Annotated in this window: 18 protein-coding genes and 1 pseudogene; 10 read left to right on the forward strand and 9 right to left on the reverse strand. The window is 70.0% G+C overall.

What is annotated here, in order from left to right; all coding sequences use genetic code 11:
* Nucleotides 1–86: 86 nt before the first annotated feature.
* The 4 genes from ACODSY_RS17985 to ACODSY_RS18000 all read left to right on the forward strand — a co-directional run bounded on the left by ACODSY_RS17985 (nucleotide 87) and on the right by ACODSY_RS18000 (nucleotide 6,225).
* Nucleotides 87–686, forward strand: coding sequence for a TetR/AcrR family transcriptional regulator (locus ACODSY_RS17985; RefSeq protein WP_488953184.1), 600 nt, complete (start codon nucleotides 87–89; stop codon nucleotides 684–686).
* A 61-nt stretch (nucleotides 687–747) separates the two neighbouring features.
* Entirely contained in the window at nucleotides 748–1,899 is a 1,152-nt protein-coding gene (locus ACODSY_RS17990; RefSeq protein ID WP_488953185.1) for an epoxide hydrolase family protein, read from the forward strand.
* A gap of 41 nt (nucleotides 1,900–1,940) precedes the next feature.
* Nucleotides 1,941–2,951 carry a threonine aldolase family protein gene (locus ACODSY_RS17995; RefSeq protein ID WP_488953186.1) on the forward strand — a complete coding sequence of 337 codons (1,011 nt, stop codon included), beginning with the start codon at nucleotides 1,941–1,943 and terminating at the stop codon, nucleotides 2,949–2,951.
* A 310-nt stretch (nucleotides 2,952–3,261) separates the two neighbouring features.
* Nucleotides 3,262–6,225, forward strand: a complete 2,964-nt coding sequence (locus tag ACODSY_RS18000; RefSeq protein ID WP_488953187.1) for a TonB-dependent receptor plug domain-containing protein — start codon at nucleotides 3,262–3,264, stop codon at nucleotides 6,223–6,225.
* Nucleotides 6,226–6,312: 87 nt separating this feature from the next.
* Here the strand turns inward: ACODSY_RS18000 and ACODSY_RS18005 are convergent, their stop codons facing one another.
* Both ACODSY_RS18005 and ACODSY_RS18010 read right to left on the reverse strand, forming a co-directional pair.
* Nucleotides 6,313–7,329, reverse strand: a complete 1,017-nt coding sequence (locus tag ACODSY_RS18005) for an NAD(P)H-dependent flavin oxidoreductase (RefSeq protein WP_488953188.1) — start codon at nucleotides 7,327–7,329, stop codon at nucleotides 6,313–6,315.
* 88 nt (nucleotides 7,330–7,417) lie between these two features.
* Entirely contained in the window at nucleotides 7,418–8,377 is a 960-nt protein-coding gene (locus ACODSY_RS18010; protein ID WP_488953189.1) for an acetyl-CoA carboxylase carboxyltransferase subunit alpha, read from the reverse strand.
* A gap of 163 nt (nucleotides 8,378–8,540) precedes the next feature.
* Here ACODSY_RS18010 and ACODSY_RS18015 point away from each other — a divergent pair, with 163 nt between their 5' ends.
* A complete protein-coding gene (locus ACODSY_RS18015) occupies nucleotides 8,541–9,332 on the forward strand; it encodes a glycine zipper 2TM domain-containing protein (protein WP_488953190.1) in 792 nt (263 codons plus the stop codon).
* Nucleotides 9,333–9,484: 152 nt separating this feature from the next.
* Here the strand turns inward: ACODSY_RS18015 and ACODSY_RS18020 are convergent, their stop codons facing one another.
* On the reverse strand, nucleotides 9,485–10,402 hold the full coding sequence (locus ACODSY_RS18020; protein ID WP_488953191.1) for a site-specific tyrosine recombinase XerD: 918 nt from the start codon (nucleotides 10,400–10,402) through the stop codon (nucleotides 9,485–9,487).
* A complete protein-coding gene (locus ACODSY_RS18025) occupies nucleotides 10,399–11,676 on the reverse strand; it encodes a hypothetical protein (RefSeq protein WP_488953193.1) in 1,278 nt (425 codons plus the stop codon). The genes ACODSY_RS18020 and ACODSY_RS18025 overlap by 4 nt, the downstream gene beginning before the upstream one ends.
* A 68-nt stretch (nucleotides 11,677–11,744) precedes the next feature.
* On the opposite strand from ACODSY_RS18025, the gene ACODSY_RS18030 reads away from it, so the two are divergent.
* The 3 genes from ACODSY_RS18030 to ACODSY_RS18040 are packed head-to-tail and all read left to right on the forward strand — an operon-like array spanning nucleotide 11,745 to nucleotide 14,685.
* Nucleotides 11,745–12,293 (forward strand): shikimate kinase, encoded by a 549-nt coding sequence (locus tag ACODSY_RS18030; RefSeq protein WP_488953195.1) that lies wholly within the window; start codon nucleotides 11,745–11,747, stop codon nucleotides 12,291–12,293.
* Nucleotides 12,290–13,402, forward strand: a complete 1,113-nt coding sequence (aroB, locus tag ACODSY_RS18035) for a 3-dehydroquinate synthase (protein WP_488953197.1) — start codon at nucleotides 12,290–12,292, stop codon at nucleotides 13,400–13,402. The genes ACODSY_RS18030 and aroB overlap by 4 nt, the downstream gene beginning before the upstream one ends.
* Nucleotides 13,399–14,685: an HlyC/CorC family transporter gene (locus tag ACODSY_RS18040; protein ID WP_488953199.1), complete on the forward strand. Its 1,287-nt coding sequence runs from the start codon at nucleotides 13,399–13,401 to the stop codon at nucleotides 14,683–14,685. Before aroB ends, ACODSY_RS18040 begins: the two co-directional genes overlap by 4 nt.
* Nucleotides 14,686–14,691: 6 nt before the next feature.
* Here the strand turns inward: ACODSY_RS18040 and ACODSY_RS18045 are convergent, their stop codons facing one another.
* A complete protein-coding gene (locus tag ACODSY_RS18045) occupies nucleotides 14,692–14,943 on the reverse strand; it encodes a DUF3297 family protein (protein ID WP_488953200.1) in 252 nt (83 codons plus the stop codon).
* A 153-nt stretch (nucleotides 14,944–15,096) separates the two neighbouring features.
* Here ACODSY_RS18045 and ACODSY_RS18050 point away from each other — a divergent pair, with 153 nt between their 5' ends.
* On the forward strand, nucleotides 15,097–17,304 hold the full coding sequence (locus ACODSY_RS18050; protein WP_488953202.1) for a S9 family peptidase: 2,208 nt from the start codon (nucleotides 15,097–15,099) through the stop codon (nucleotides 17,302–17,304).
* Here the strand turns inward: ACODSY_RS18050 and ACODSY_RS18055 are convergent.
* The 3 genes from ACODSY_RS18055 to ACODSY_RS18065 all read right to left on the reverse strand — a co-directional run bounded on the left by ACODSY_RS18055 (nucleotide 17,291) and on the right by ACODSY_RS18065 (nucleotide 21,239).
* Nucleotides 17,291–18,232 carry a LysR family transcriptional regulator gene (locus tag ACODSY_RS18055; RefSeq protein ID WP_488953204.1) on the reverse strand — a complete coding sequence of 314 codons (942 nt, stop codon included), beginning with the start codon at nucleotides 18,230–18,232 and terminating at the stop codon, nucleotides 17,291–17,293. The two genes, ACODSY_RS18050 and ACODSY_RS18055, sit on opposite strands and share 14 nt — an antisense overlap.
* 34 nt (nucleotides 18,233–18,266) lie before the next feature.
* Entirely contained in the window at nucleotides 18,267–20,387 is a 2,121-nt protein-coding gene (locus tag ACODSY_RS18060; protein ID WP_488953206.1) for a hybrid sensor histidine kinase/response regulator, read from the reverse strand.
* Nucleotides 20,388–20,477: 90 nt separating this feature from the next.
* Nucleotides 20,478–21,239, reverse strand: a complete 762-nt coding sequence (locus tag ACODSY_RS18065) for a class I SAM-dependent methyltransferase (protein ID WP_488953208.1) — start codon at nucleotides 21,237–21,239, stop codon at nucleotides 20,478–20,480.
* Between the two features lie 112 nt (nucleotides 21,240–21,351).
* Between ACODSY_RS18065 and ACODSY_RS18070 the strand changes: the two genes are divergently transcribed.
* Nucleotides 21,352–22,158 (forward strand): hypothetical protein, encoded by an 807-nt coding sequence (locus tag ACODSY_RS18070; protein WP_488953209.1) that lies wholly within the window; start codon nucleotides 21,352–21,354, stop codon nucleotides 22,156–22,158.
* Nucleotides 22,159–22,207: 49 nt separating this feature from the next.
* Here ACODSY_RS18070 and ACODSY_RS18075 read toward each other — a convergent pair.
* Nucleotides 22,208–22,309, reverse strand: a pseudogene (locus ACODSY_RS18075) (PEPxxWA-CTERM sorting domain-containing protein); the annotation flags it as partial.
* Nucleotides 22,310–22,528: the final 219 nt, after the last annotated feature.

The raw sequence follows: 22,528 nt of genomic DNA on the forward strand, positions 1-22,528 counted from the left end.
CTCCGATTGTGTTTTGTAACTTACGTTGTAAATTCATGCGGGAGGCCGTACCCCTTGGCAAGCGTTTTCTTCCGCAGACGAGTCGAATGCCCCGCGTCCTGACCGAGACCGACGTCGCCGACTTCCGCGAGCGCCTCTGCGCCGCCGCCGAGCGGCTGTTCGCCGAGAAGGGGCCGGATGCGGTCACCATGCGCCAGCTCGCCGCCGCGCTGGGCGTCTCGCCGATGACGCCCTACCGATATTTCCAGGACAAGGACGACATCCTGGCGGCCGTCCGCACCAACGGCTTCACCCAGTTCGCCGAGGCGCTCGAGAAGGCCCGAGACGGCGCCAAGAGCGCGCGCGCCAAGGCCGCGTCGGTGGGCGACGCCTACGTCCGCTTCGCCTTCGAGCACCCCCACACCTATAAGCTGATGTTCGACCTGAACCAGCCGATGGACGACAGCTATCCCGACCTCGTCGAAGCCGGGCGGCGTGCGCACGAGACCCAAACCGCCTGGGTCAAGGACCAGATCGCCGCCGGCGAGATGGCCGGCGACCCGGAGCAGATCGGCGCCATGTTCTGGGCTGCCACCCACGGCGTGGTGGTGCTGGAAATGGCGGGTAAGCTGCCCCCCGGCTCGGCCAAGGACCTCCACCACCGCCTCAGCGCCACCCTGGCCAAGGGCCTGAAGCCGGGCGACTGACGGCCGCTTGACCGCCCCGCACGGAAACCTGCGAGGTTCACCGCAACAGCGGGAGGCGTGGATGGCTGAGATCAAACCCTTTGAGGTGACCTGGACCGAGGCCGAGGTGGGCCGCGTGCTGGATCAGGTGCGCGCCTATCTGTGGCCGCCGGCGCCGCGGGTTCCCGATGGTTGGGCCTATGGCTGCGACGGGGCCTATCTCAAGGCGCTCTGCGAGCACTGGACCGACGCCTATGACTGGCGCGCCGCGGTCGCCGACCTCAACCGCTTCCCGCAGTTCACCGCCCGCGTCGAGGACTTCGACCTCCACTTCCTGCATGTGGTCGGCGAGGCGGGCGGCAAGCGGCCGCTGCTGGTCACCCACGGCTGGCCGGGCTCCCACTATGAGTTCTGGCAGGCGATCGAGAAGCTGGCGTTTCCTTCGCGGTTCGGCGGCCAGGCCTCGGACGCCTTCGACCTTGTCATCCCGTCGCTGCCCGGCTTCGGTTTCTCGTCGAAGCCTACGCGCCCCATGGGCCAGCGCACGACGGCCCGGCTCTTCAACGCCCTGATGACCGAGGTTCTCGGCTATCGCAGCTACCTGGCGCAGGGCGGCGACTGGGGCGCCATGGTCACGTCCTGGCTGGGCCGCGAGCACGGGGCGAACGCGCGGGCGATCCACCTCAACATGCTGGGCTTCCGTCCGCACGGCGGGCCGACGGACGAGGCCGAGGTCGCCTGGGCGCAGAAGCAGGCCGCCGCGATGGAAGTCATGGGCGCCTATTTCCGGCTGCAGGTCTCGAAGCCCCAGTCCATCGCCTGGATGGGCGCCGGCAACCCCGTGGGCCAAGCGGCCTGGATCGCCGAACGCTTCCACGACTGGTCCGACCTGAACGTGAAGTCGATGGACGAGGCCTATCCCAAGGACCGGCTGCTCACCAACATCATGCTCTACGTCATGACCGGCAGCTTCACCTCGGGCGCCTGGTACTACCGCGGCCTGGTGGAGGAAGGCGGCGTGGCCTTCGCCGCCGGCGAGCGCGTGGAAACCCCGACGGCCTTCGCCAACTTCCCGGGCGAGCCCCTCTACGCCGCCCCGCCTCGCAGCTTCGCCGAGCGCGCCTACAACATCGTGCGCTGGACCGACATGCCTCGCGGCGGCCACTTCGCGGCCATGGAGGAGCCCGACCTGTTCGTCGATGAAGTCCGCGCCTGGGGTCGGGAGCACGGCTAGACGGGCTTGCCGTCGCGGGCCGAAGCCGTAGAAGCCAACCCATGGCCCGATACGACTTCGCATCCGACAACACCGCCCCCGCGGCGCCCGAGGCGATGGCGGCGATCGTGGCCGCCAATGGCGCGGGCTTCACGTCCGGCTACGGCAGCGACACGATCAGCGCGCGGGCGGCCGACCTGGTGCGGGGCCTGCTGGACGCAGACGCCGATGTGCGGTTCGTGACCTCGGGCACCGCGGCCAATGCGATCTGCCTGGCCACGCTGTGCCGGCCCTTCGAGGCGGTCCTGGCGCACGAGCATTCCCACATCGCGACCGACGAGACCGGCGCCCCCGGCTTCTTCGGCCACGGCCTGCGGATCGCGGGCTTGCCAGGCGCCTCGGGCCGGATCGACCCCGCGGGCTTGGCCGCTCCCCTGTCGGCGCCCGACCAGCCGCATTGGCAGCCGCCTGCGGCCCTGTCCGTCACCAACGCCACCGAGTACGGCACGGTCTATGACGCCGCGGCGCTGCAGGCCCTGATCGCGCCGGTGAAGGCCAAGGGTTACGGCGTCCACCTGGACGGCGCGCGCCTGGCCAACGCCGCGGCCGCCGGATTCGACCTCAAGGCGATCAAGGGCCTGGGCGTCGACCTGCTGGTGATCGGCGGGACCAAGGCGGGGATGACGCCGACCGAGGCCATCGTCCTGTTCGACAAGTCCCTCACCCGACGGTTCGATGCGCGGCTGAAGCAGTCGGGCCAGTTGCCGTCCAAGGGCCGGTTCTACGCCGCGCCCTTCATCGGCATGCTCGAGGACGGCGCCTTCATCCGCCACGCCGCCCACGCCAACGCCATGGCCCGCAAGCTGGCGGCGGCCCTGCCGTTCAAGGTGGTCCATCCCGTCGAGGCCAATGCCGTGTTCGTCGAGATGGACGAGGCGCGGCTCGCCGCCCTGCATGCGGCCGGCTGGTTCGTCTACCGATTCCTCGACGGGTCGGTCCGCTTCATGTGCTCCTGGGCCACAACCGAAGCGTCAGTGGAAGATCTGGCCGAGACCGCGCGCCGGGTCGCGTAGGACAACCATAGCGACGCTTCGAAGATCGCGGGTCTGGGAGGACCCGCGCTCGCCGAAGGTGTGGCGTGCTCGCCGCACTGCGCGGAAAAACCACGACTATCATCGACCGTTCGTCGCGAATGCGGCGCTGTCACGTTGCCCGCGGGTTCGATGCGTGACAGCGAACGCTCCACCCTCAGGTGCAATCGTCTCCGCTCGCCACTCAACCTATTGGCGCGACGAATGACGGTGCGCCTCCCTTGAAACAACGGCGCCGTCCGGCGCGCTCGAGACAACCGGCCTTGGCCGGACCGCAAGAACGAAAGTCGATATGAACACCAAGCTTCAGAATGCGCTGCTTACCTCGGCCGCGTCCGCCAGCCTGCTGCTCTTCGCCCCGGGCTTCGCCCAGGCCCAGGCGGCCGACGAAGGCGTCGACGTGGGCGAGATCGTGGTCACCGGTTCGCGCATCCGCCGCGACACCTTCTCCTCGCCCCAGCCGCTGTCGGTGGTGAGCGCCCAGGCGATCCGCGAACAGGGGCAGGTTTCGGTGGGCGACATCCTGCTCGAACAGCCGGTGATCAACCCCGCCACGAACCCCCAGAATTCCTCGTCGACCCTGTTCCTGGCCGGCCAGACCCGCGCCGACATCCGCGGCCTCGGCCCGACGCGCACGCTGGTCCTGATGGACAACCGTCGCCTGCCGTTCTCGGACGCCTCGTCGCCCGCGGTCGACCTGAACACCATCCCCTCCCTGATGATCGAGCGCATCGAGACGATCGCCGGCGGCGCCTCTGCCGTTTACGGCTCGGAGGCCATCTCGGGCGTCGTCAACTTCATCATGAAGAAGGAGCAGGACGGTCTCGAGATCGACCTGCAGGGCGGGACCACCGAGGAAGGCGATGGCGAAGAGACGCGCTTCGGCTTCAACTGGGGCAAGAAGTTCTTCGACGATCGCCTGAACGTCCTGATCGGCGGCGAATTTGCCAGCCAGGGCGCCATCATGCGCAAGGACCGCGACTGGGCCATTCCCGGCATTCGCCGCGACACCCGCCAGACGCCGCAGACGATCATCACCAACTCGCGTTCGACCACCGGGCCGACGCCGACGTTCCAGTTGGTCGGCGGCAATGTCCTGGGTACGGCGCGCGCAGTCACCCTGGACACCCGTGACCCGACCCGGGTGGTTCGCCTGTCGGGCGCCTGCTCCACCGTCACGGTGCAGCCGGACTGCCAGGACGAGTCCCTCTACTACGCCGGCATCTACGATGCGCTCCAGGGCAAGTCGAACCGGCAGGTCATCCGGGGCTACGTCGACTACAAGATCACCGACACCTGGAAGGCGTTCGCCGACGTCTCCTACCTGCATGGTTCGGGCTACGGTTACTTCTCGCCCTCGTTCTCCAGCACCAACGGCGCGGGCACCCTGGTCGTGCTGCTCCGCGGCGACAACGCCTACCTGAATGGACCGGGCGCCACCGCCGCTGCCCTGCGGTCGGAGTGGCTGGCCGCGGGCAAGACGTTCAGCGAGGGTTCGACGGCCGCGGTCGGCAAGGTCTACGAAGAGCTCGGACGCCGGGACGTGAAGACCGAGCGCGAGCAACAACGCTACACGGCCGGTGTCGAAGGCAAGTTCCAGACCTTCGGCCGCGACGTGAACCTGGACGCCTACGTCCAGTACTCGAAGGTCGACGGGACCACGACCTCCTACAACGTCTTGAACGTCGCCCGCATGCGGCAGGCGACGGACGCCGTTCTGGTGAATGGCCAGGTCGTTTGCCGCGACGCCGCCGCCCGCGCCGCGGGCTGCGTTCCCTGGGACCTGGTCAACGGCGGGTCGCGCGAAGCGGCTCTGTGGGTCAACGGCATCGCGACCTCCGACCAGCGGCTGTCGCAGACCGTCGCCGGCCTCAATTTCGCGACGAACCTGTTCGATCTGCCGGCGGGCCCGCTGGGCGTCGCCTTCGGGGCCGAGTACCGCAAGGAGAAGAGCGAGTTCGTCCAGGACCCGCTCAGCGCCACCGGCGCCCTGTTCTTCAACGCGATCGGCACGCGTGAGGGCGAGTACGACACCAAGGAAGCCTATGCCGAGGTCCGGATCCCGATCCTGAGGGACCTGCCCTTCGCCGACGAATTCACGATCGAGCTCGCGGGCCGTGTCGCCGACTATTCCACCATCGGCGGGACGGACCAATGGCGCATCCACGCCGAATGGGCCCCCGTGAAAGACATCCGCTTCCGCGCCACCGAAGCGACCGCGGTCCGGGCGCCGAACATCGTCGAGCTGTTCTCGCCGCAGAGCCGGAACTTCACCTCCGCAGCGGCCCCGGCCGTCGATCCCTGTGACCGCGACAACTTCCGGCTGGCCTCCGCAGCGCAGCAGGCCGCCCGCCGCGTCACCTGCGCCGCGGCGATCCCGGGCTACGACCCGACGACGTTCGTCTCCAACGTGGGCTCGGGCCGGCCATCGCTGCCGTTGCTCCAGGGCGGCAACCCCGACCTGGGCCCCGAGAAGGCGCACACCTTCCAGTACGGTGTCGTCATCAATCCGCGCTGGATTCCGAACCTCCAGATCTCGGCCGACTTCTTCAAGCTGAACATCACCGACTCGGTGGGCTCGATCCCGCTCAACACCCTGCTCGGCACGCTCTGCTACGACGACGCCACCACGCCGGTGGCTTCGAACCGGTTCTGCCAGCAGATCCGCCGCGACAGCGCCGGGACAACCACCGGCGTCCTCGTCGGCGGCATCTCGGAAGTCGTCCTGGTCCAGCAGAACGTGGCCTCCAACAAGGTCGAGGGCTGGGACTACGCCGTCTCGTACGGCTTCGAGACGGAAGACATGTTCGGCCGCGACTACGGCTCTGTCGCCCTGCGCGTCGATGCGACCTGGATGTACAAGTTCGTGTCGCAGGGCCTGCCCGGGCAGCCCTTCGCCCAGTTCGCCAACACCATCACCAACGCCACGCCCGAGTGGAAGGGCTCGGCCTCGGCGCGCTGGACGTACGACCGGGTCTCCCTGACCTGGAGCACCCTCTATTTCGGCTCCATGATCGCCAACCAGGTGCAGCAGGCGGGCGTGCTCGATCCGTACAAGACGGGCGACTACTTCCGTCACGACATCCGGGTCACCTATCGCCTGAACGACGACATCCGTCTGCGCGCGGGCGTCCTGAACGTGTTCGACCGCAACCCCCCGGCCCTGCCCGAGACCTATCTCGGCACGGGCACCGGCTCGTCGCAGTACGACAACGGCGGGCGCTTCTTCTTCGTGGGCGCGAACCTGAACTTCTAAGTCCGGGAACGCTTCTCGCAGAGTTGAAACGAAAGAGCCGCCAGGGCGACCCGGCGGCTCTCTTGTTTTCGGCGATCGAGGCCGACGCTATTCCGCCGGCTGCATCGCCCGCTTCACCACCGCACCGGCCAGGCGGCCCGTGATGATCTCCTCGGCCTCGCGCACGATCCGGTGGATCAGTTCGGCGCAGGTGGGGATGTCGTGGATCAGGCCCTGGATCTGGCCGGCCGACCAGATGCCGTAGTCCGGGTCGCCCGCCTCGTAGACCACCTTGCCGCGCGCGCCGGCCACCAGGTCCTTCACATCCTCGAACTTGGCGCCGCCGGCCCGTTCGATCCGCACCACCTCGTCCGACACCGCGTTCTTCGCCACGCGGGCCGTGTTGTGCATGGTGCGGAAGATCAGGTTGGTCTGCCGCTCGTCGTTGGCGACGATCTGCTCCTTCACCTTCTGGTGGATCGGGCTCTCCACCGTGGCCATGAACCGCGTCCCCATGTTGATGCCCTCGGCGCCCAGCGCCAGCGCCGCCACCAGGCCGCGCGCGTCGCCGAAGCCGCCCGAGGCGATCATGGGGATCTTCACCTTGTCGGCCGCCGCCGGGATCAGGATCAGGCCGCCCACGTCGTCCTCGCCGGGGTGGCCCGCGCATTCCAGCCCGTCGATCGAGATGGCGTCGACGCCCATCCGTTCGGCCGACAGGGCGTGGCGGACCGCGGTGCACTTGTGGATCACCTTGACCCCGTGCGCCTTGAAGTGGTCGACGTGCTCCTGCGGCTTGTAGCCGGCCGTCTCGACGATCTTGATCCCGCTGTCGATGATCGCCTGGCGGTACTCGGCGTACGGCGGCGGCGTGATCGCCGGCAGGATCGTCAGGTTCACGCCGAACGGCTTGTCCGTAAGCTTGCGCGCCTTCTCGATCTCACGGCGCAGGTCGTCGGGGGTCGGCTGGGTCAGTGCGGTGATGAAGCCCAGGCCGCCGGCGTTGGCGACGGCCGCCACCAGCTCGGCGCGCCCCACCCACTGCATGCCGCCCTGCACGATCGGGTGTTCGATCCCGAAGGTCTCGGTGAACCGGGTCTTCAGCGCCATCTGGCGTCCTCCCAAACGATTGTTTGGAGGCCAGTTGAACCCGCCTACCCAGCGTCAAGCAAGCGTCACGCCGCTCATCCGGCGAACGCCGGGATGAGCCGAGTTACTGAATCCCGCTGCGGCCGATGGCGTAGAAGCGCTCGGCGCGCTTGGCCTTGAGCTCCTCGGCCGAGAGGCCCTCCAGGGCCGTCAGCTCGGTTTCCACCGCGTCGCCCACGGCGGTCATGGCCGCTTCTGGATCGGCGTGCGCCCCGCCCGCCGGCTCGGGGATGATCTTGTCGACGATCTTCAGCTTGATGAGGTCCTGGGCGGTGATCTTCATCGCCTTGGCCGCCTCGCCCGGCGTGCGCGCGCCGCGCCACAGGATCGAATTGGCGCCCTCGGGCGGGATCACCGAATAGATGGCGTGCTCCAGGATCAGCACCCGGCTGCCGCAGGCGATGCCGAGCGCGCCGCCCGAGCCGCCCTCGCCAGTGACCACCGCCACCATCGGAACTTCCAGCATCAGCGCCTTCTCGGTCGACCGTGCGATGGCCTCGGCCACGCCGCGCTCTTCCGACGCCATGCCCGGATAGGCGGCGGGCGTGTCGACGAAGCTGATCACCGGCAGCTTGAACCGCTCGGCCAGCTCGAACAGGCGAACCGCCTTGCGGTAGCCCTCGGGGCGCGCGTAGCCGAAGTTGTGCTTCACGCGGGTGACGGTGTCGCGGCCCTTCTCGTGCCCCATCACCACCACCGGGCGGCCGCGGAACCGGCCGATGCCGCCCATGATCGCCTGGTCGTCGGCGAACTTGCGGTCGCCGCGCAGCTCCTGGAACTCGTCGATCAGGGCAGCGACATAGTCCACGAAGTGCGGCCGGTCGGGGTGGCGCGCCACCTGGGTCTTCTGCCAGGCGTCGAGGTTCGAATAGGCCTCGATCCTCAGCTCCTGGGCCCGCGCCCGCAGCGACTCGATCTCGTCGTCCACGCCGCCGCCGGCGGTTTCCGAGAGCTTGGAGAGTTCTTCGATCTTGGCTTCGAGGTCGGCGATCGGTCGCTCGAACTCGAGGTAGTGCGCGGCCATCAGGCGTCCGTTCCGAAAGAGGCAGCCGCCCCGGAGAAGCGGCGGAAAGTAGGGCTGAACCGTCTCGCTCACAAGCGGCGAGGTCCGGTCAAGGTTCCTGGTCGGCGGAACGCTCAAGCCTGTGGAGTCGTTTGGCGGGATCGAGTGGACCAGGAGCCTTGAGATGAAGAACGCCCTGAAGATTGGAATGGCCTCGGCGCTGGCGCTCGCCACCGCCCTGCCGGCCGTCGCCCAGCAGTATCGCCCGACGCCGGAATATCAGCGTCAGCAGGAAGTCTACGACGCCCAGCGGGCGCAGTACGAAAACCAGCGGGCGCAGTACGAAGAGCGCCGCCAGGACTACCGCGAAGCCCGCCGCGATGCGCGTGAGGCCCGCCGCGACTATGAGCGCCGCCTCGCCGAGTGGAACCGCGCCCAGGTGATCTACGACCGCCGCTACGGCTACGGCTCGTACGCCCGCATGTATCCGAAGCCCGTCTGGGATCAGACCTACTGGACCCGCAACGAGCCCCCGCCCTACGCCGGCTACTACGGCCGAAACACCTCCGCCACCTCCGTCCCCTGCGGCTCGAGCAGCGGTAGCGGCAACACGGTGGCCGGCGGCGTGATCGGCGCCCTGGCGGGCGCGGTCCTGGGCTCCCAGGTCGCCTCGCGCGGGGCGCGGACCGAAGGCGCCGTCTTGGGCGGCGTGGCCGGCGCCGTGATCGGCGGCGCGGTCGGCAACGCCAGCCAGAACCGCAGCTATAAGTGCGACGCCCGCGGCCCGTACTTCTCGTACGACGACACCGTGGCCTATCGCGAGGGCCGCAACCGCTACGCCTCGACCTATGACTACGGCTACTACGAGCGCCAGCGCTGCCGCCTGGCCGCCGCGCCGGTCGATGCCTACGGCCGCGACGTCCGCTACGTCCGCGTCTGCCCTGACAGCGAAAACCGCTACCGCATCACGGGGTAGGCCCGACTTCTCCTTCCCTTGATGGGGAGGCTGGCTGGAGCGAAGCGACAGTCGGGTGGGGAAACCTTGGCCAGGCCCTGAGCCCGGTGGTGGTCTCCCCAACCTGACCGCTTCGCGGTCTTTCCCTCCCCATGAAGGGGAGGGAAGAGGCCCTACTTCTTCCGCGCCAGCGGATGTCGCGTCTCCACCACCTCGCGGAGCCGGTCGGACGCCACATGGGTGTAGATCTGCGTCGTGGCGATGTCGGCGTGACCCAGCAGCTTCTGCACGACGCGCAGGTCGGCGCCGCCCTCCAGCAGGTGGGTGGCGAAGGCGTGGCGCAGCACGTGCGGACTGACGCGGTCGGGATCTATGCCAGCGTCCGCCGCCGCCTCGTCCAGAACCTGCGCGAACCGGCGCGGCGTCAGGCGCCCAGCCTTGCCCCGTGACGGGAAAAGCCAGGGGTTGGATCTCTCGCCCTTCGGCAGAAACTTCGACCGCACGCCCAGATAGGCCTTCACCGCCGCGCGCGCGGTGTCGTTCAGCGGCGCGAGCCGTTCCTTACCGCCCTTTCCCTTGACGATCAGATAGGCCGGGTCGCGCTGCAGCGCGGCCAGCGGCAGGGCCGTCAGCTCCGAAATCCGCAGACCCGACGCGTAGGCCAGTTCCACCATGCAGCCGAAGCGCAGGCCTTGCGCACCGTCGCGAGCCGAAGCGGCGCCGATCAGCCGCTCCATTTCCTCGCGGCTCAGCACCTTGGGCAACGGCCGCCCCTTCTTAGGCGCCTCCACGCGCCGCGAGGGATCGTCGTCGCGCCAGCCCTCGCCCAGCGCGAACCGATAGAACTGGCGCACCGCCGCCCGCCGCCGCGCGGCCGTCGCCGGCGAGAGGCCTCGCGCGCCAAGATCGGCGAAATAGGCCTCGATGTCCTCGGCGCTGGCCTCGGCGAGACCCAGCCCGCGCCCCGCCAGGAAGAAGCCGGCGTCGGTAAGGTCGCGGGAATAGGCCGCCAGCGTGTTGCGCGCCGCGGCCCGCTCGACCGCCATCATCTCGAGGAACGCCTCGGCCCACTCGGCGCCCTTGGAACTCATTTGAGCCCCGCGAGGCCCTCGAGCACGAAGAGCCGCGCGTCGTCGGCCAGGCCAGCGCGGATCAAGGTGCGGACGATGCGCGCGCGGTCACCGATGGCGGGACCCGCCGTCCCCGCCTCCGCGCAGGTCCAGAGCGCCAGCAGCGCCGCCTCCCCGACCCGGCGGCTCTCCGCGGCGGCCTCCAGCGCCAGGTTGCGGCCCGCCGGCGCCTTTCCCTCGGGAACCGCGAAGGTCGAGATCTTCGCCCGGTCCGGGCCGGGCAGGTCGTTGGCCAGCGCGCCCAGCAGCACGGCGGCCGCCTGCAGCCGAGGCTTGCTCTTGGGATCGGCAGACTCGGCGGCGGCCGCGATCAGCGCCGAGACGCCGGTTTCCGGCGGCAGACCCGACACCACCGCCTGACCCAGCCCGCCGATCTGGCCATCGATCAGGCCAACGTCGAAGCTGGGGATCGCCGGATCGGCGCCCGACACCGCGGCCGCGACGGCGGGGGCCGCCTTGGCGGCGGCCAGGTCGAGGTTCAGGCTCCGCGACAGCGCCAGGTCGAGGCCATTGCGCAGCGACGCCGCGCCGGGCGGCGTCCCCGCCAGCCTCGCCCCCATCAGCCGGCCATAGACGGCGTCGCGCGCCTGAGTCTGGGCGAGTTCGAAGGTGAGTTGCGCCTGCGCCGCCTGCCCGGCCTCGACCTCGCAGAAGGCGCGCAGGCGCAGCCAGTAGGCTTCGCCTCGTCCGGCGCTGAGTCGGTCACCGATACTGCAGGCGCGCGCCGTGTCGCCAGCCAGTAGGGCGGTCTCAGCCGCGGCCTGCGACAGCGTCGCGTTGCGGTCCAGCCCCGGCGCACGGTCGAGGATGCGCGTCGCGGCCGCCACGTCGCCCAGGGCGATCAGGGCGCTCGCCCTGGCCCCGGTCAGGGCCTCGTCGCCCGACGAGCCTTCCGGTCCCCTCGCCCCCGTGGCGAGCACTCGGCGAGCCAGGGCGGCGCCGGCGGGCGAGAGCGGCTTGGTCGCCAGCAGCGGCAGGACGGCGCGCGCGGTCTCTACCGGCGTCCCCTTCCAGAGGTCGGCGGGCAGTCCGGCGTCGCGTCCCGCCGTTGAGAAGGCGTCGGGCGCGGCGAGCTGGACGACCTGGACCTGCGGCTGGGGCGGCGCAGGCGTGAGGAGGGGTGGCGGAGGCGCTTCGGCGGGCGGCGGCGCGGTGGCGGCCGGGACCGGCTCCTGGGCCAGGGCGGGGGTGGCGGCTAGCGTCAGCAGGCCGGCGATCAGGGCGTTACGCGACATGGGACGCAGCTTATCCACCGCCGCCGATTGGCGCGAGTGCACAGGCTCGTGTAAAGGCTCAGCCTCCCATGGACCGTTACGAACCGCTTCGACGCCGCACCATCGCCCTCGTGGGCCTCATGGGCGTCGGCAAGTCGAGCGTGGGGCGCCGCCTCGCCAACGCGCTGAACCTGCCGTTCCGCGACACCGACGCCGAGGTGGAGGCCGCGGCCGGCCGCTCGATCCCAGAGATCTTCGAGAAGCTCGGCGAGCCGGCCTTCCGCGACGGCGAACGACGAGTGATCGGCCGCCTGCTGGAGGGGCCGCCCCACGTGCTGGCCACCGGCGGCGGCGCCTTCATGAACGACGAGACCCGCGCGCTCATCAAGCAGCGCGCCATATCGGTGTGGCTGAAGACCGACCTCGAGGTGCTGGCGCGCCGCGTCGGCCGCAAGGACAGCCGCCCCCTCCTGGCCGGCAAGGATCCGATGGATGTGCTGCGCGCCCAGGCCGAGGTCCGCTATCCGGTGTACGCCCAGGCCGACATCGTGGTGGAGACGGGCGACACCGCCCACCATGTCACGGTGGCCCAGGTGATCGACGCCATGACGAAATATCTGGGCGAAGCCTGCAAATGAGCCGAACCGTCCCCGTAGGCCTGGGCGACCGGGCCTATGACGTTCTCGTGGGCGAGGGCCTGCTGGACGCCGCCGGCCGCCTGATCGCGCCGTTCCAGAAGCGCGGCCGCACCGCCGTGGTGTCCGACGAGACGGTCTGGCGCCTGCACGGCGACCGCCTGACCGCCGCTCTGGCGTCGGCGGGCGTCGAGGCGCTGCCCGTGATCGTGCCGCCCGGCGAGCAGACCAAGAGCTTCGAAGGCCTGGCCGACGTTTCGGACCGCCTGCTCGCCCTCGAGCTCGACCGGGGCGACATCGTCACCGCGTTCGGCGGCGGCGTGGTGGGCGACCTCGCCGGCTTCGCGGCCGCCATCTACAAGCGCGGCATCGACTTCGTGCAGATCCCCACGACCTTGCTCGCCCAGGTGGACAGCTCGGTGGGGGGCAAGACCGCCATCGACACGCCGCGCGGCAAGAACCTGGTGGGCGCGTTCCACCAGCCGAAGCTGGTGATCGCCGACCTCGGCGTGCTCGCCACCCTGCCCGACCGCGAGATGCGCGCCGGCTACGCCGAGATCATCAAGTACGGCCTCCTGGGCGACCTCGCGTTCTTCGAATGGCTCGAGGCGAACGCCGCCGCGGTGCTGGCGCGCGAGCCTGAATCGCTGGCCCACGCAGTGGCGCGCTCCGTGGAGATGAAGGCCGAGATCGTCGCCGAGGACGAGAAGGAACAGGGGCGCCGCGCGCTCCTGAACCTGGGCCACACCTTCGGCCACGCGCTGGAGGCAGAGACCGGCTACGGCGAGGCGCTGCTGCATGGCGAGGCGGTCGGCGCGGGCATGGCGCTGGCCTTCCGCTTCTCCGCCGCCCAGGGACTGGTCTCGGGCCAGGACGCCACCCGCGCCACCCGCGCCATCGCCGCCGCGGGCCTGCCCACCGCCCTGCTCGACATCGCCAACCAACCCTTCGACGCCGGCCGCCTGGTCCGCCACATGGCCCAGGACAAGAAGGCCGAGGCCGGCCGCCTCACCTTTATCCTGGCCCGCGCCCTGGGTGACGCCTTCGTCGCGAAGGACGTGGACGCCGGCGCGGTGCGGGATTTCCTGACCACCGAAGGCGCAACGCCATGATCTGGGCCCTGATCGCGACGCTGGCCCCGTCGCTGCTGATCCTGCTGACCCTGTCGGGCCTGCTCTCCGCGTCCGAAACCTCGATGACCGCGGCCAGCCGTGGCCGCCTGCACCAGCTGGAACGCGACGGCGATCGCGCGGCCCGCCGCATCAACCGGCTCCTCGGCAATCAGGAGACAATGATCGGCGCCATCCTGCTCGGGAACAACGTCATCAACATCGGCGCCTCGGCGCTGACCACCAGCGTGCTGACCGCCGCCTTCCCCGGCCCGCTGGGCGCCCTGATCGCCACGGTGGTGATGACGGTGCTGGTGGTGGTCTTCTCCGAGATCCTGCCCAAGACCCTGGCCATCGCCCGCGCCGACGACGTGGCCCGCGCCCTCTCGATCCCGACCTACTGGACGGTCAAGCTGTTCGGGCCCCTGGCCGACGGCGCGCAGTGGATCGTCCGTCTCACTCTGCGTCCGTTCGGCATCAAGCTGGACGCCGGCACCGACGTGCTGGCCGCCCACGAGGAGATCCGCGGCGCCGTCGAATACCACCACTCGGAGGGCCTTGTGGAGACGCGCGACCGCTACATGCTGGGCGGCGTGCTCGACCTGGGCGAGATGGACGTCTCCGAGGTCATGGTCCACCGGCGCTCGATGGAGACCGTCGACGGCGGCATGACCGCGCGCGAGATCGTCTCCGAGACGCTCGCCAGCCAGCACAGCCGCGTGCCGATCTACCGCGACGATCCGGAGAACGTGATCGGCGTCCTGCACGTGAAGGATCTGTTGCGCGCCCTGGCCGACGCCGACGGCAAGATCGACCAGCTCGACGTCGGCGCGATCCTGCGCGAGCCGTGGTTCATTCCCGAGACCACCTCGCTGAAGGACCAGCTCGCCGCGTTCCTGAAACGCCAGAACCACTTCGCCCTGGTGGTCGACGAGTACGGCGCGCTGCAGGGCCTGGTGACGCTCGAGGACATCCTCGAGGAGATCGTGGGCGAGATCGAGGACGAGCACGACGTCGTCGCCGCCGGGATCAAGCCGACCGAGGGCGGCGCCGTGATCGTCGAGGGCTCGGTGACCATCCGCGACCTCAACCGGGCGATGAACTGGGACCTGCCGGACGAGGAGGCGGTGACCGTCGCCGGCCTGTTGATCCACGAAGCCCAGGCGATCCCGGAAGTCGGACAGACCTATACCTTCCACCACCACCGCTTCCGCGTGGAGGCCCGCAAGGGCGCGCGCATCACCTCGCTGAAGGTGGAGCCGCTGCCCCGCGAAGAGGGGGAATAGGAGCGGTCAGCCCTCGCGGTAGTAGGGCTCGACCGGGCCCTGTAGCTTCATGGTCAGCTGGTTGCCGTGGCGGTCCTTGGAGTTGCCGACGGCCACCCGCACCCAGCCCTCGCTGACGCAGTATTCCTCGACGTTCGTCTTGTCCTGGCCCTTGAACCTGATGCCCACGTTCCGCTGCAGGACGTCGGCGTCGTAGTAGCGGCTGTTCGGATCCACCGACAGGCGATCGGGCAGGGCCGGAGGGGTGTCTTCGCTCATGGGCGGGACGTCGCATAGACCCGGCCGGCATTCAAGCGAGGGAAAGCGGCTCGTACGCGATCTGATGCCCTTCGTCGGCCGGGAGAAGTTGTTGGCCGCCGGCGACGGACCAGCCGATTGCCAAGGCGCCCGCAACCCTGTTCAACAGCGGCCATGAAATTCGCCACCGCCGCCGTCGCGGCCTTGCTCGCCGCCGCCCCCGCCCTGGCCGAGACCCTCCCGCCACAGCGCATCTTCGAAAGCCCCGACATCTCCGGCCCGCGCGCCAGGGGCGTGCAGCTGTCGCCCGACGGCAAGTCGGTCACCTACATCAAGACCCGCGCCGACGACCTGACGGTCACCGACCTCTGGATCGCCGACGTGGCGGGCGGCGAGCCGCGCCTGCTGCTCGACGGCAAGAAGCTGGCCCCGGCCGAACGTGAACTGTCCGAGGCCGAGAAGGCGCGCCGCGAGCGGGCCGGCGTGGCCACCCGCGGCGTGGTGGACTACGAATGGGACGACCTGGGCAAGGCGATCCTGGCGCCCGTGGAAGGCGACGTCTGGCTCTATGACGTGGCCGCGAAGCAGGCCCGTCAGCTCACCAGGACCGCCGGCGATGAGATCGACGCCAAGATCTCGCCGAAGGGCGGCTGGGTTTCCTACGTCCGCGACGACAACCTCTACGTCATGCCCGCCGCGGGCGGCGCCGAGCGCGCCCTCACCGAGGGTGGGACCGAGCTGAAGAGCTGGGGCACGGCCGAGTTCATCGCCCAGGAGGAGATGGACCGCCACACCGGCTACTGGTGGAGCCCCGACGACAAGGCCATCGCGCTGGCCTTCGTCGACCAGACCGGCGTCGATATCGTGGAACGTCCCGAGGTTAACGCCACCGGCGCGCGCGTGGTCCCCCAGCGCTATCCCCGCCCGGGCCGGCCGAACGCCAAGGTCGATCTCTACGTCCAGCCGTTGGACGGCCAGCGGGTGAAGGTGGACCTGGGCCCCGACGCCGACATCTACCTGGCCCGCGTCGACTGGGCGAAGGACGGCAAGACCCTCTACGTCCAGCGCGAGAGCCGGGACCAGCGCCGCCTCGACCTGCTGGCGGTCGATCCGGCCACCGGTCAGGGGAAGGTCATCCTCTCCGAGACCAGCCCGCACTGGGTCGATCTTTCGGACGACTTCCGGCCGCTGAAGGACGGGACCTTCCTGTGGTCGTCCGAGCGTTCGGGCTTCCTGCACCTCTATCTCCACGACCGCGACGGCAAGCTGATCCGCCAGGTCACCAGCGGCGACTGGCCGGTGGAGAAAATCGAGGGCGTCGACGAGGCCGCGAAGACCGTCATCTTCTCGTCCCACAAGGACAGGCCGATCGAGCGGCGCATCTATTCGGTCTCCTACGCCAAGCCCGGCGAGCCCAAGGCCCTGACCCCAGCCGGCGGAACCTGGACCGTCACCGTGGCCGACAAGGGCGGCGCCTTCGCCGGGACCTACGAGGACCCGAAGACCCCGCCGCAGACCGCCCTCTACCGCGCCGACGGCAAGCGGGTGCGCTGGATCGAGGAAAACGCGCTGAAAGCGGGCCATCCGTTCTGGCCCTACGTCGACCATCTGCGTCAGCCGCAGTTCGGCACGATCAAGGCCGCCGACGGCAGCGACCTGTGGTGGTCGCTGCGCACCCCGCCCGGCTTCGATGCCACCAAGAAGTATCCGGTGATCGTCCAGGTCTACGGGGGCCCCGGCAGCGCCCGGGTCGCCGCCAACTGGCACACGCCGGAGGACCAGATCCTGCTGGACGCGGGCTACATCCTGTTCCGCCTCGACAACCGCGGCACGCCCAACCGCTCGGTCGCCTTCAAGACCGCCATCGACCGGCGGATGGGCCAGCTCGAGGTGGACGACCAGATCGCCGGGGCGAAATACCTGCAGTCCCTGCCCTACGTGGACCCGGGCCGAATCGGCGTCACCGGCTGGTCGTACGGCGGCTACATGACGCTGCTGATGCTGACCGCGCCCGACAGCCCATTCAAGGCGGGGGTGGCCGGCGCGCCGGTCACCGACTGGAAGCTCTACGACACCCACTACACCGAGCGCTTCATGGGCACGCCCGCCAACAACGCCGACGGCTATGCGAAGTCGGAGGTGGTGAGCCGCCTGTCACGCCTGAAGCCCGGGTCGCTCCTGCTGGTCCACGGCATGGCCGATGACAACGTCACGTTCGACCACTCCACACGGGTGCTGTTCGCCCTGCAGGCCGAGGGCAAGCCATTCGAGACCATGGTCTATCCGGGCCTGCGCCACCGCGGCGGCTGGACGCCGATGAACCGCAAGCATCGGGCCGATCAGACCGTCGAGTTCTTCGACCGCAAGCTCAAGGGGCCGTGATGCGGGCCGCGCGGGCGGACTCCCCGCGCTCTTCGTAATCCCGCACCAGCGCCTGGAAGCGCGGGGCGAAGAAGTCGATGAAGGCGCGCACCCGCGGCGCGTCCTTGAGCTCTGGCCGCGTGACGATCCAGGTGTGGGACACGCTCTCCGGATGCGGGGGGAAGACCTGCACCAGGTTGGGGTCCACATCCGCCGTCAGGCAGACCATGGGACCGATCCCCAGGCCGGCATGGATCGAAGCCCAAAGATTGGTGACGCTGGTGGATTTCAGCGTCGGCGCCACGCCCGGCGCCTCCCGGAGCACATGCGCCAGGCCGGGAAGGGTCTGCGGCTCGTCCGCACCGCCGATCACCACGTGGTTCTTGAGGTCGGCCGGCGTGGCGGGCAGACCCATGCGGTTGGCGTAGTCCCGGCTGCAGTAGAGCGCCCAATCCACCGTCGAGACCTTGCGCGCCACGAGATTGGAGTCGGGCAGGGCCTGCGACCCCCGGAACGCGATGTCCGCCTCGCCGGCCTCCAGGTCCAGCATTTCGTCGGTCACCACCAGTTCCAGCGCGACGTCCGGATACTGCTCGCGGAACTCCGGCAGCAGGGGGGTGATGGTCGAACTGGCCAGCATCTCGCTGAGGGTGACGCGCACGGTCCCCGCCACGCCGCGCCGGTGGGCCGCCAGCCGCTGCCGCATCGACTGCGCGGCGCGTTCCATCGCCTCGGCGTCAGCCACCAGCGAGAGCCCGGCCTCGGTCAGGCTCGCACCGGCCTGATGACGGTCGACCAGGCGCACGTCCAGGTCGCGCTCCAGCGCCTCGAGCCGCCGCGAGACGGTGGTCTGGTTCACGCCCAACTCCCGCGCCGCGGCCGCGGTCGATCCGCCCCGGGCGACCGCCAGCAGTGCTTTCACGTCGTTCCAGTCGAACATGGCGCGCATGTCGCCACGACCTGCGCCGTCCGGCAAGGCCGCGTCAGGCGGAAGCGGCGCGGTCCTCCGTCCACCCGTCCTCGCCCACGGCCAACGCCCCTTCGATGGCGGCGACCAGCGCGGCCATCTCGATCGGCTTGGCGACGAAGCCGTTCATGCCGGCGGCCAGGTATTCCTCGATCTGGTGGCGCATCACATTGGCCGACACCGCCAGGATCGGCGTGGGCGCCTGGCCGCGCTCGGCCTCCAGGGCGCGGATCGCCGCAGCGGCGTCGACGCCGTTCATCACCGGCATCTGCACGTCCATCAGCACCAGGTCGAAGCGATCGCCGGCGAAGGCCTCCAGCGCCTGGGCGCCGTCCATGGCGAGGGTGAGGTCGACGCCCAACGGCTGCAGCATCGCGCTCAGCAGCAACTGGTTGGTCGCATTGTCTTCGGCCGCCAGCACCCGCAGGCAGGGCAGTCGGGCTTCGCGGTCCGGCGCGACGGGTGCGGCGCTTGCAGCCGGCGCATGCAGCCAGGCGAGCGGCAGGTTGAACGAGAAGGCCGAGCCGCAGCCCTCGGCGCTGGTCACCGAAACGCGGCCGCCCATGAGCTCCACGAACTCGCGGCAGATCGCCAGGCCCAGGCCCGTGCCGCCGTATTTCCGGGTGGTGCTCGCATCCACCTGCGAGAAGCGCCCGAAGAGGCGCTCCAACACCTCGGGCGCGATGCCGACGCCGGTGTCCGAAACGGTGCAGGCGATGCCCTCGTCCGTCCGGCGGACGCAGACGCGGACTTCTCCCGCGGCAGTGAACTTGACCGCGTTGGAGGTCAGGTTCGCCAGCACCTGGCGGATGCGGCCGCCGTCACCCATCCAGACGCCGCGCGCGGCGGGCTCCACCTCGACGAGGAAGCGCACCCCCTTCTGGGCCGCCACGGCGGCGAAGCCCCGCGTCGCACCGTCGACGGCGGCCTCCAAGTCGAAGGGCTGGACGTCCAGCTCCATCCGGCCCGCCTCGACCTTCGACAGGTCCAGGATATCGTTCAGCAGGGCCAGCAGGGCCTCGCCCGAGGTGCGGATCACGTCCAGCTTCTCGCGGTCGGCCGGCGCGAGCGGGCTCCTGGCCAGTACCTGCGCCATGCCCAGCACGCCGTTGAGCGGCGTGCGGATCTCGTGGCTCATGTTCGCCAGGAACTGGCTCTTGGCGACATTGGCCGCCTCGGCGCGGTCGCGGGCCTCCTGCAGGTCTCCCATAGCGTGGGTCAGAACGCGCTCATGCGCGCCGAGCTGGCGGGCCACCCGCAGGATCTGCCATCCGAAGGCGGACATGAGCGCGCCCAGCGCGAGCAGGCCCAGGGCGATCGCCGGGGCGGCGTCGACCAGCACCTTGGCGCCCGGATGATCCGGCTTCCAGGTCAGCCATCCGACCGCCTTGCCGCCGGCGTCGCGCAGGAGCAGGCCCGGCGCGCCGTCCGGCCGGGCGGTCACGATGTGGGGCTCGGGCACGCGGAACTGGCGAAGCGTGGCCATCAGCTGGCGGTCCATGCGCTGGGCCGACACCACGACCACGGCGGGCCCCGGGCGGCGCCGCACGCCGCCGTATTCCGGTGTCACGGTCGACACTGCGGTGAGGTAGAACACGCCGTTCCAGACCACGATCCCCTCGGCGGTGTCCGCCGTATTGGCGTTCCCGGCGCGCGGCGCGGTGGCGCGCCGGGCGGCTTCCATCGCCCGCACCTTGCTGACCAGCGGGGCCGCCTGCGCCAGGAACCCGCGTTGGGCGTTGGGATCGGCGCGACTCTCGCCGCGCCAGGCGTAGAAGGGCGCCCCACGCCCGTCGATGGCCACCGAGATGTCGTGGCCGCGGTTGTAGACGAAGTAGCTGCCGACCTCCTCGTCCGCCCACGAAGGGTCCCCGCCGGGACGCAGATTTTCATAGGACTGGTCCCAGATCGTCGCCGTGGTGATGTCCGCCACCGCGGTCTGCAACGCGCGCTCGAGGGCGCGTTCGATCCGCGCGCTGTCTTCCCGGACCTGAAGGTCGTCCAGCGCATCGACCCCGCCGACCAGCATGGCCGCCACTCCGGCCAGGACCAGGGCCACCAAGGCGGCGCCCAGGACCATGAACCGACGGAGAGCGACCTGCCCTTCGGTCAGTTCGTGGGCGCGCGCGAAGAACATGGATGGATCCTGTCCTCCGCCGCAGCCAACAGCCGGTAAACATTGAGGAAGGGCGGGCCTGACAAACTGTCGCAGGCCCGCCGCCCCGGCCTATTTCGGCTTGCGGAACTTCATGATGAACTGGTCCGTCTTGCCGCGGATCGCCGGGTCGAAGACGTTCTTGTCGTGGGCGTCCGAGGCGTCTTTCAGAAGCGGGCTCTCGCTCTCCAGTTTGAAGCCGGCAGCCTCCACCTCCTGCTTCACGATCGCCGGATCGATCCGGTGGACCTTCATCGGCGGCTCCAGGCCGGAACCCGCGATGGCCACATGGTCGACCACCAGATAGACGCCGCCCGGCTTCAGCGACTTGAACACCTCGGCATTGACCTTGGCGGCCGTGTCCTTGGGGAACGGGGTCAGGTGCAGGTCGTGGTAGTTCTGGACGGTGAGCACTAGGTCGACGCCGTCGGGAAGGTCCAGGTCGCCCAGGCCGGACGTCAGCGCCGTGACGTTCGGATAGGCCCCGGCCACCTTCTTCTGGTCCTCGCCGTACTTGGCTTGGAACTGGATGAATTCGGACGGCTGATAGGCGATCACCTGCCCCTTCGGCCCCACGGCCACCGAGAGCAGGCGCGTGAAGTAGCCGCCGCCCATGATCAGGTCGACCACCTTGTCGCCGGGCTTCACGCCGGCGTAGGCCAGCAGTTGCCCCGGCTTGCGGGCCGCGTCGCGCGCGACCTCGTCGGCCGGCCGCGCCTTGTCGGCCATCGCCGCCACGATGTTCGACGGGGTCGCCGGCTGGGGCGCCCCCTGGGCCGCCGAAGCCGCCAACGCCACCGCCGCTGCCGCGGCTATCATCCATATGCGCGCCATCTGCTGGCTCCTCCCGTTTTGATGGCCGAGCCTAGCATCCGCGACAGCCGAGCCTCTAGCGGCGTGCGAGGAACGGCCGTATCCTGGCGACGCGTGTCAGACAGGAGCCGTCGTGATCAGAGAGATCATCGGGGGCGCAGTGGCTGCTGCGCTTCTTTCCGTGCCGGCGCAGGCCGCCGCCGCCCGCCCTTCCAGCGCCCTCGCCTGGCTGGTGAATCCCACCGATACCGGCTGCCGCGTCGAGCTGGAGCTCACGGCGCGCTCGGGGGCCGTCACGCCCATCAGCCTGATCTCGGACGGCCAGCTGATCAGCCTGCGGTTCTTCAAGGACGACCTGCCGACGCGGGCCTTCCTGCCGATCCGCATCGACAAGGCCCGCTTCTCGAACCTGATGCTGCGCAGCGAGGACGGCGCGGGCGAGCTGGTGCTGTCCGAGGAGACCCTCGCGGCGATGAAGAAGGGCGGGACGCTGGGCGTGGCCTGGCTGACCGAGGAGCCGCTGACCGTATCGCTGTCGGGCTCCGAGCAGGGGCTGACCGACCTGCGCGTCTGCGGCGCCCAGACCGCGTCGCGCCATCGCGAAAGGCTGGCTGCGGAGCAGGCCGCCCGTGACCGGGCCGAGGCCGAGGGCCGCGCGAAGGCGTTGAACGAGGCCCAGCTCGCCGCCGTCCAGGCACAGACGGCCGCCGCCGACGCCCAGCGCCGCCAGGTGGAGGAGACCGCCGAGCGCCAGCGCCGCGCCGAGGCCGCCGCCCAGGAACGGGCCTACGCCGAGGCGCGCCAGCGGGCCTATGAGGAGGAACGCCGCCGCGCCTACCAGCAGGCCCAGCGGCCCTACTACGACGACGAGGAAGACGAGCGCTGGGCGCCGCCGCCGCGGCCGGCCTATCCGCCGCCGCGCTACTACAACCCGTACTGAGCGGCCCGAAAAGCATTCGGCCCGGCGTTTGGCCGGGCCGAAGTCGTTCCTAGCTGACGCTCGCCGCGATGCGGCGTCGCCGGACCACGTAGCCGATGGCCCCGAAGCCCATGATCATCATGGCCCAGGTGCTCGGCTCAGGGATCGCCCCAACGGGGCCGCGGTCGTCCGGCGTCTCGCCAGGACCGCGCGGATCCTCGATGATCGGATTGTTCGGCAGGATCGACGGACCGCCCGAAGGGTTCGTGCCGCCGTTGCCGCCGTTGCCGCCGTTGCCGCCGTCGCCCGGAACCGTCGGGAACGTGGGCTTGTCGATGGGCGGAGTCGGGGGATTCAGAGGCCCGGACGGATCGCCGCCGCTCGGAGCGGT

The sequence above is a fragment of the Phenylobacterium sp. FG114 genome (assembly GCF_057809855.1).

Bases quoted from the DNA above. Each gene is read 5' to 3' on its own strand.
- ACODSY_RS17985 (WP_488953184.1), top strand. From the start codon at position 87: ATGCCCCGCGTCCTGACCGAGACCGACGTCGCCGACTTCCGCGAGCGC.
- ACODSY_RS17990 (WP_488953185.1), top strand. From the start codon at position 748: ATGGCTGAGATCAAACCCTTTGAGGTGACCTGGACCGAGGCCGAGGTG.
- ACODSY_RS17995 (WP_488953186.1), top strand. From the start codon at position 1,941: ATGGCCCGATACGACTTCGCATCCGACAACACCGCCCCCGCGGCGCCC.
- ACODSY_RS18000 (WP_488953187.1), top strand. From the start codon at position 3,262: ATGAACACCAAGCTTCAGAATGCGCTGCTTACCTCGGCCGCGTCCGCC.
- ACODSY_RS18010 (WP_488953189.1), bottom strand. From the start codon at position 8,377: ATGGCCGCGCACTACCTCGAGTTCGAGCGACCGATCGCCGACCTCGAA.
- ACODSY_RS18015 (WP_488953190.1), top strand. From the start codon at position 8,541: ATGAAGAACGCCCTGAAGATTGGAATGGCCTCGGCGCTGGCGCTCGCC.
- ACODSY_RS18020 (WP_488953191.1), bottom strand. From the start codon at position 10,402: ATGAGTTCCAAGGGCGCCGAGTGGGCCGAGGCGTTCCTCGAGATGATG.
- ACODSY_RS18025 (WP_488953193.1), bottom strand. From the start codon at position 11,676: ATGTCGCGTAACGCCCTGATCGCCGGCCTGCTGACGCTAGCCGCCACC.
- ACODSY_RS18030 (WP_488953195.1), top strand. From the start codon at position 11,745: ATGGACCGTTACGAACCGCTTCGACGCCGCACCATCGCCCTCGTGGGC.
- aroB (WP_488953197.1), top strand. From the start codon at position 12,290: ATGAGCCGAACCGTCCCCGTAGGCCTGGGCGACCGGGCCTATGACGTT.
- ACODSY_RS18040 (WP_488953199.1), top strand. From the start codon at position 13,399: ATGATCTGGGCCCTGATCGCGACGCTGGCCCCGTCGCTGCTGATCCTG.
- ACODSY_RS18045 (WP_488953200.1), bottom strand. From the start codon at position 14,943: ATGAGCGAAGACACCCCTCCGGCCCTGCCCGATCGCCTGTCGGTGGAT.
- ACODSY_RS18050 (WP_488953202.1), top strand. From the start codon at position 15,097: ATGAAATTCGCCACCGCCGCCGTCGCGGCCTTGCTCGCCGCCGCCCCC.
- ACODSY_RS18055 (WP_488953204.1), bottom strand. From the start codon at position 18,232: ATGCGCGCCATGTTCGACTGGAACGACGTGAAAGCACTGCTGGCGGTC.
- ACODSY_RS18060 (WP_488953206.1), bottom strand. From the start codon at position 20,387: ATGTTCTTCGCGCGCGCCCACGAACTGACCGAAGGGCAGGTCGCTCTC.
- ACODSY_RS18065 (WP_488953208.1), bottom strand. From the start codon at position 21,239: ATGGCGCGCATATGGATGATAGCCGCGGCAGCGGCGGTGGCGTTGGCG.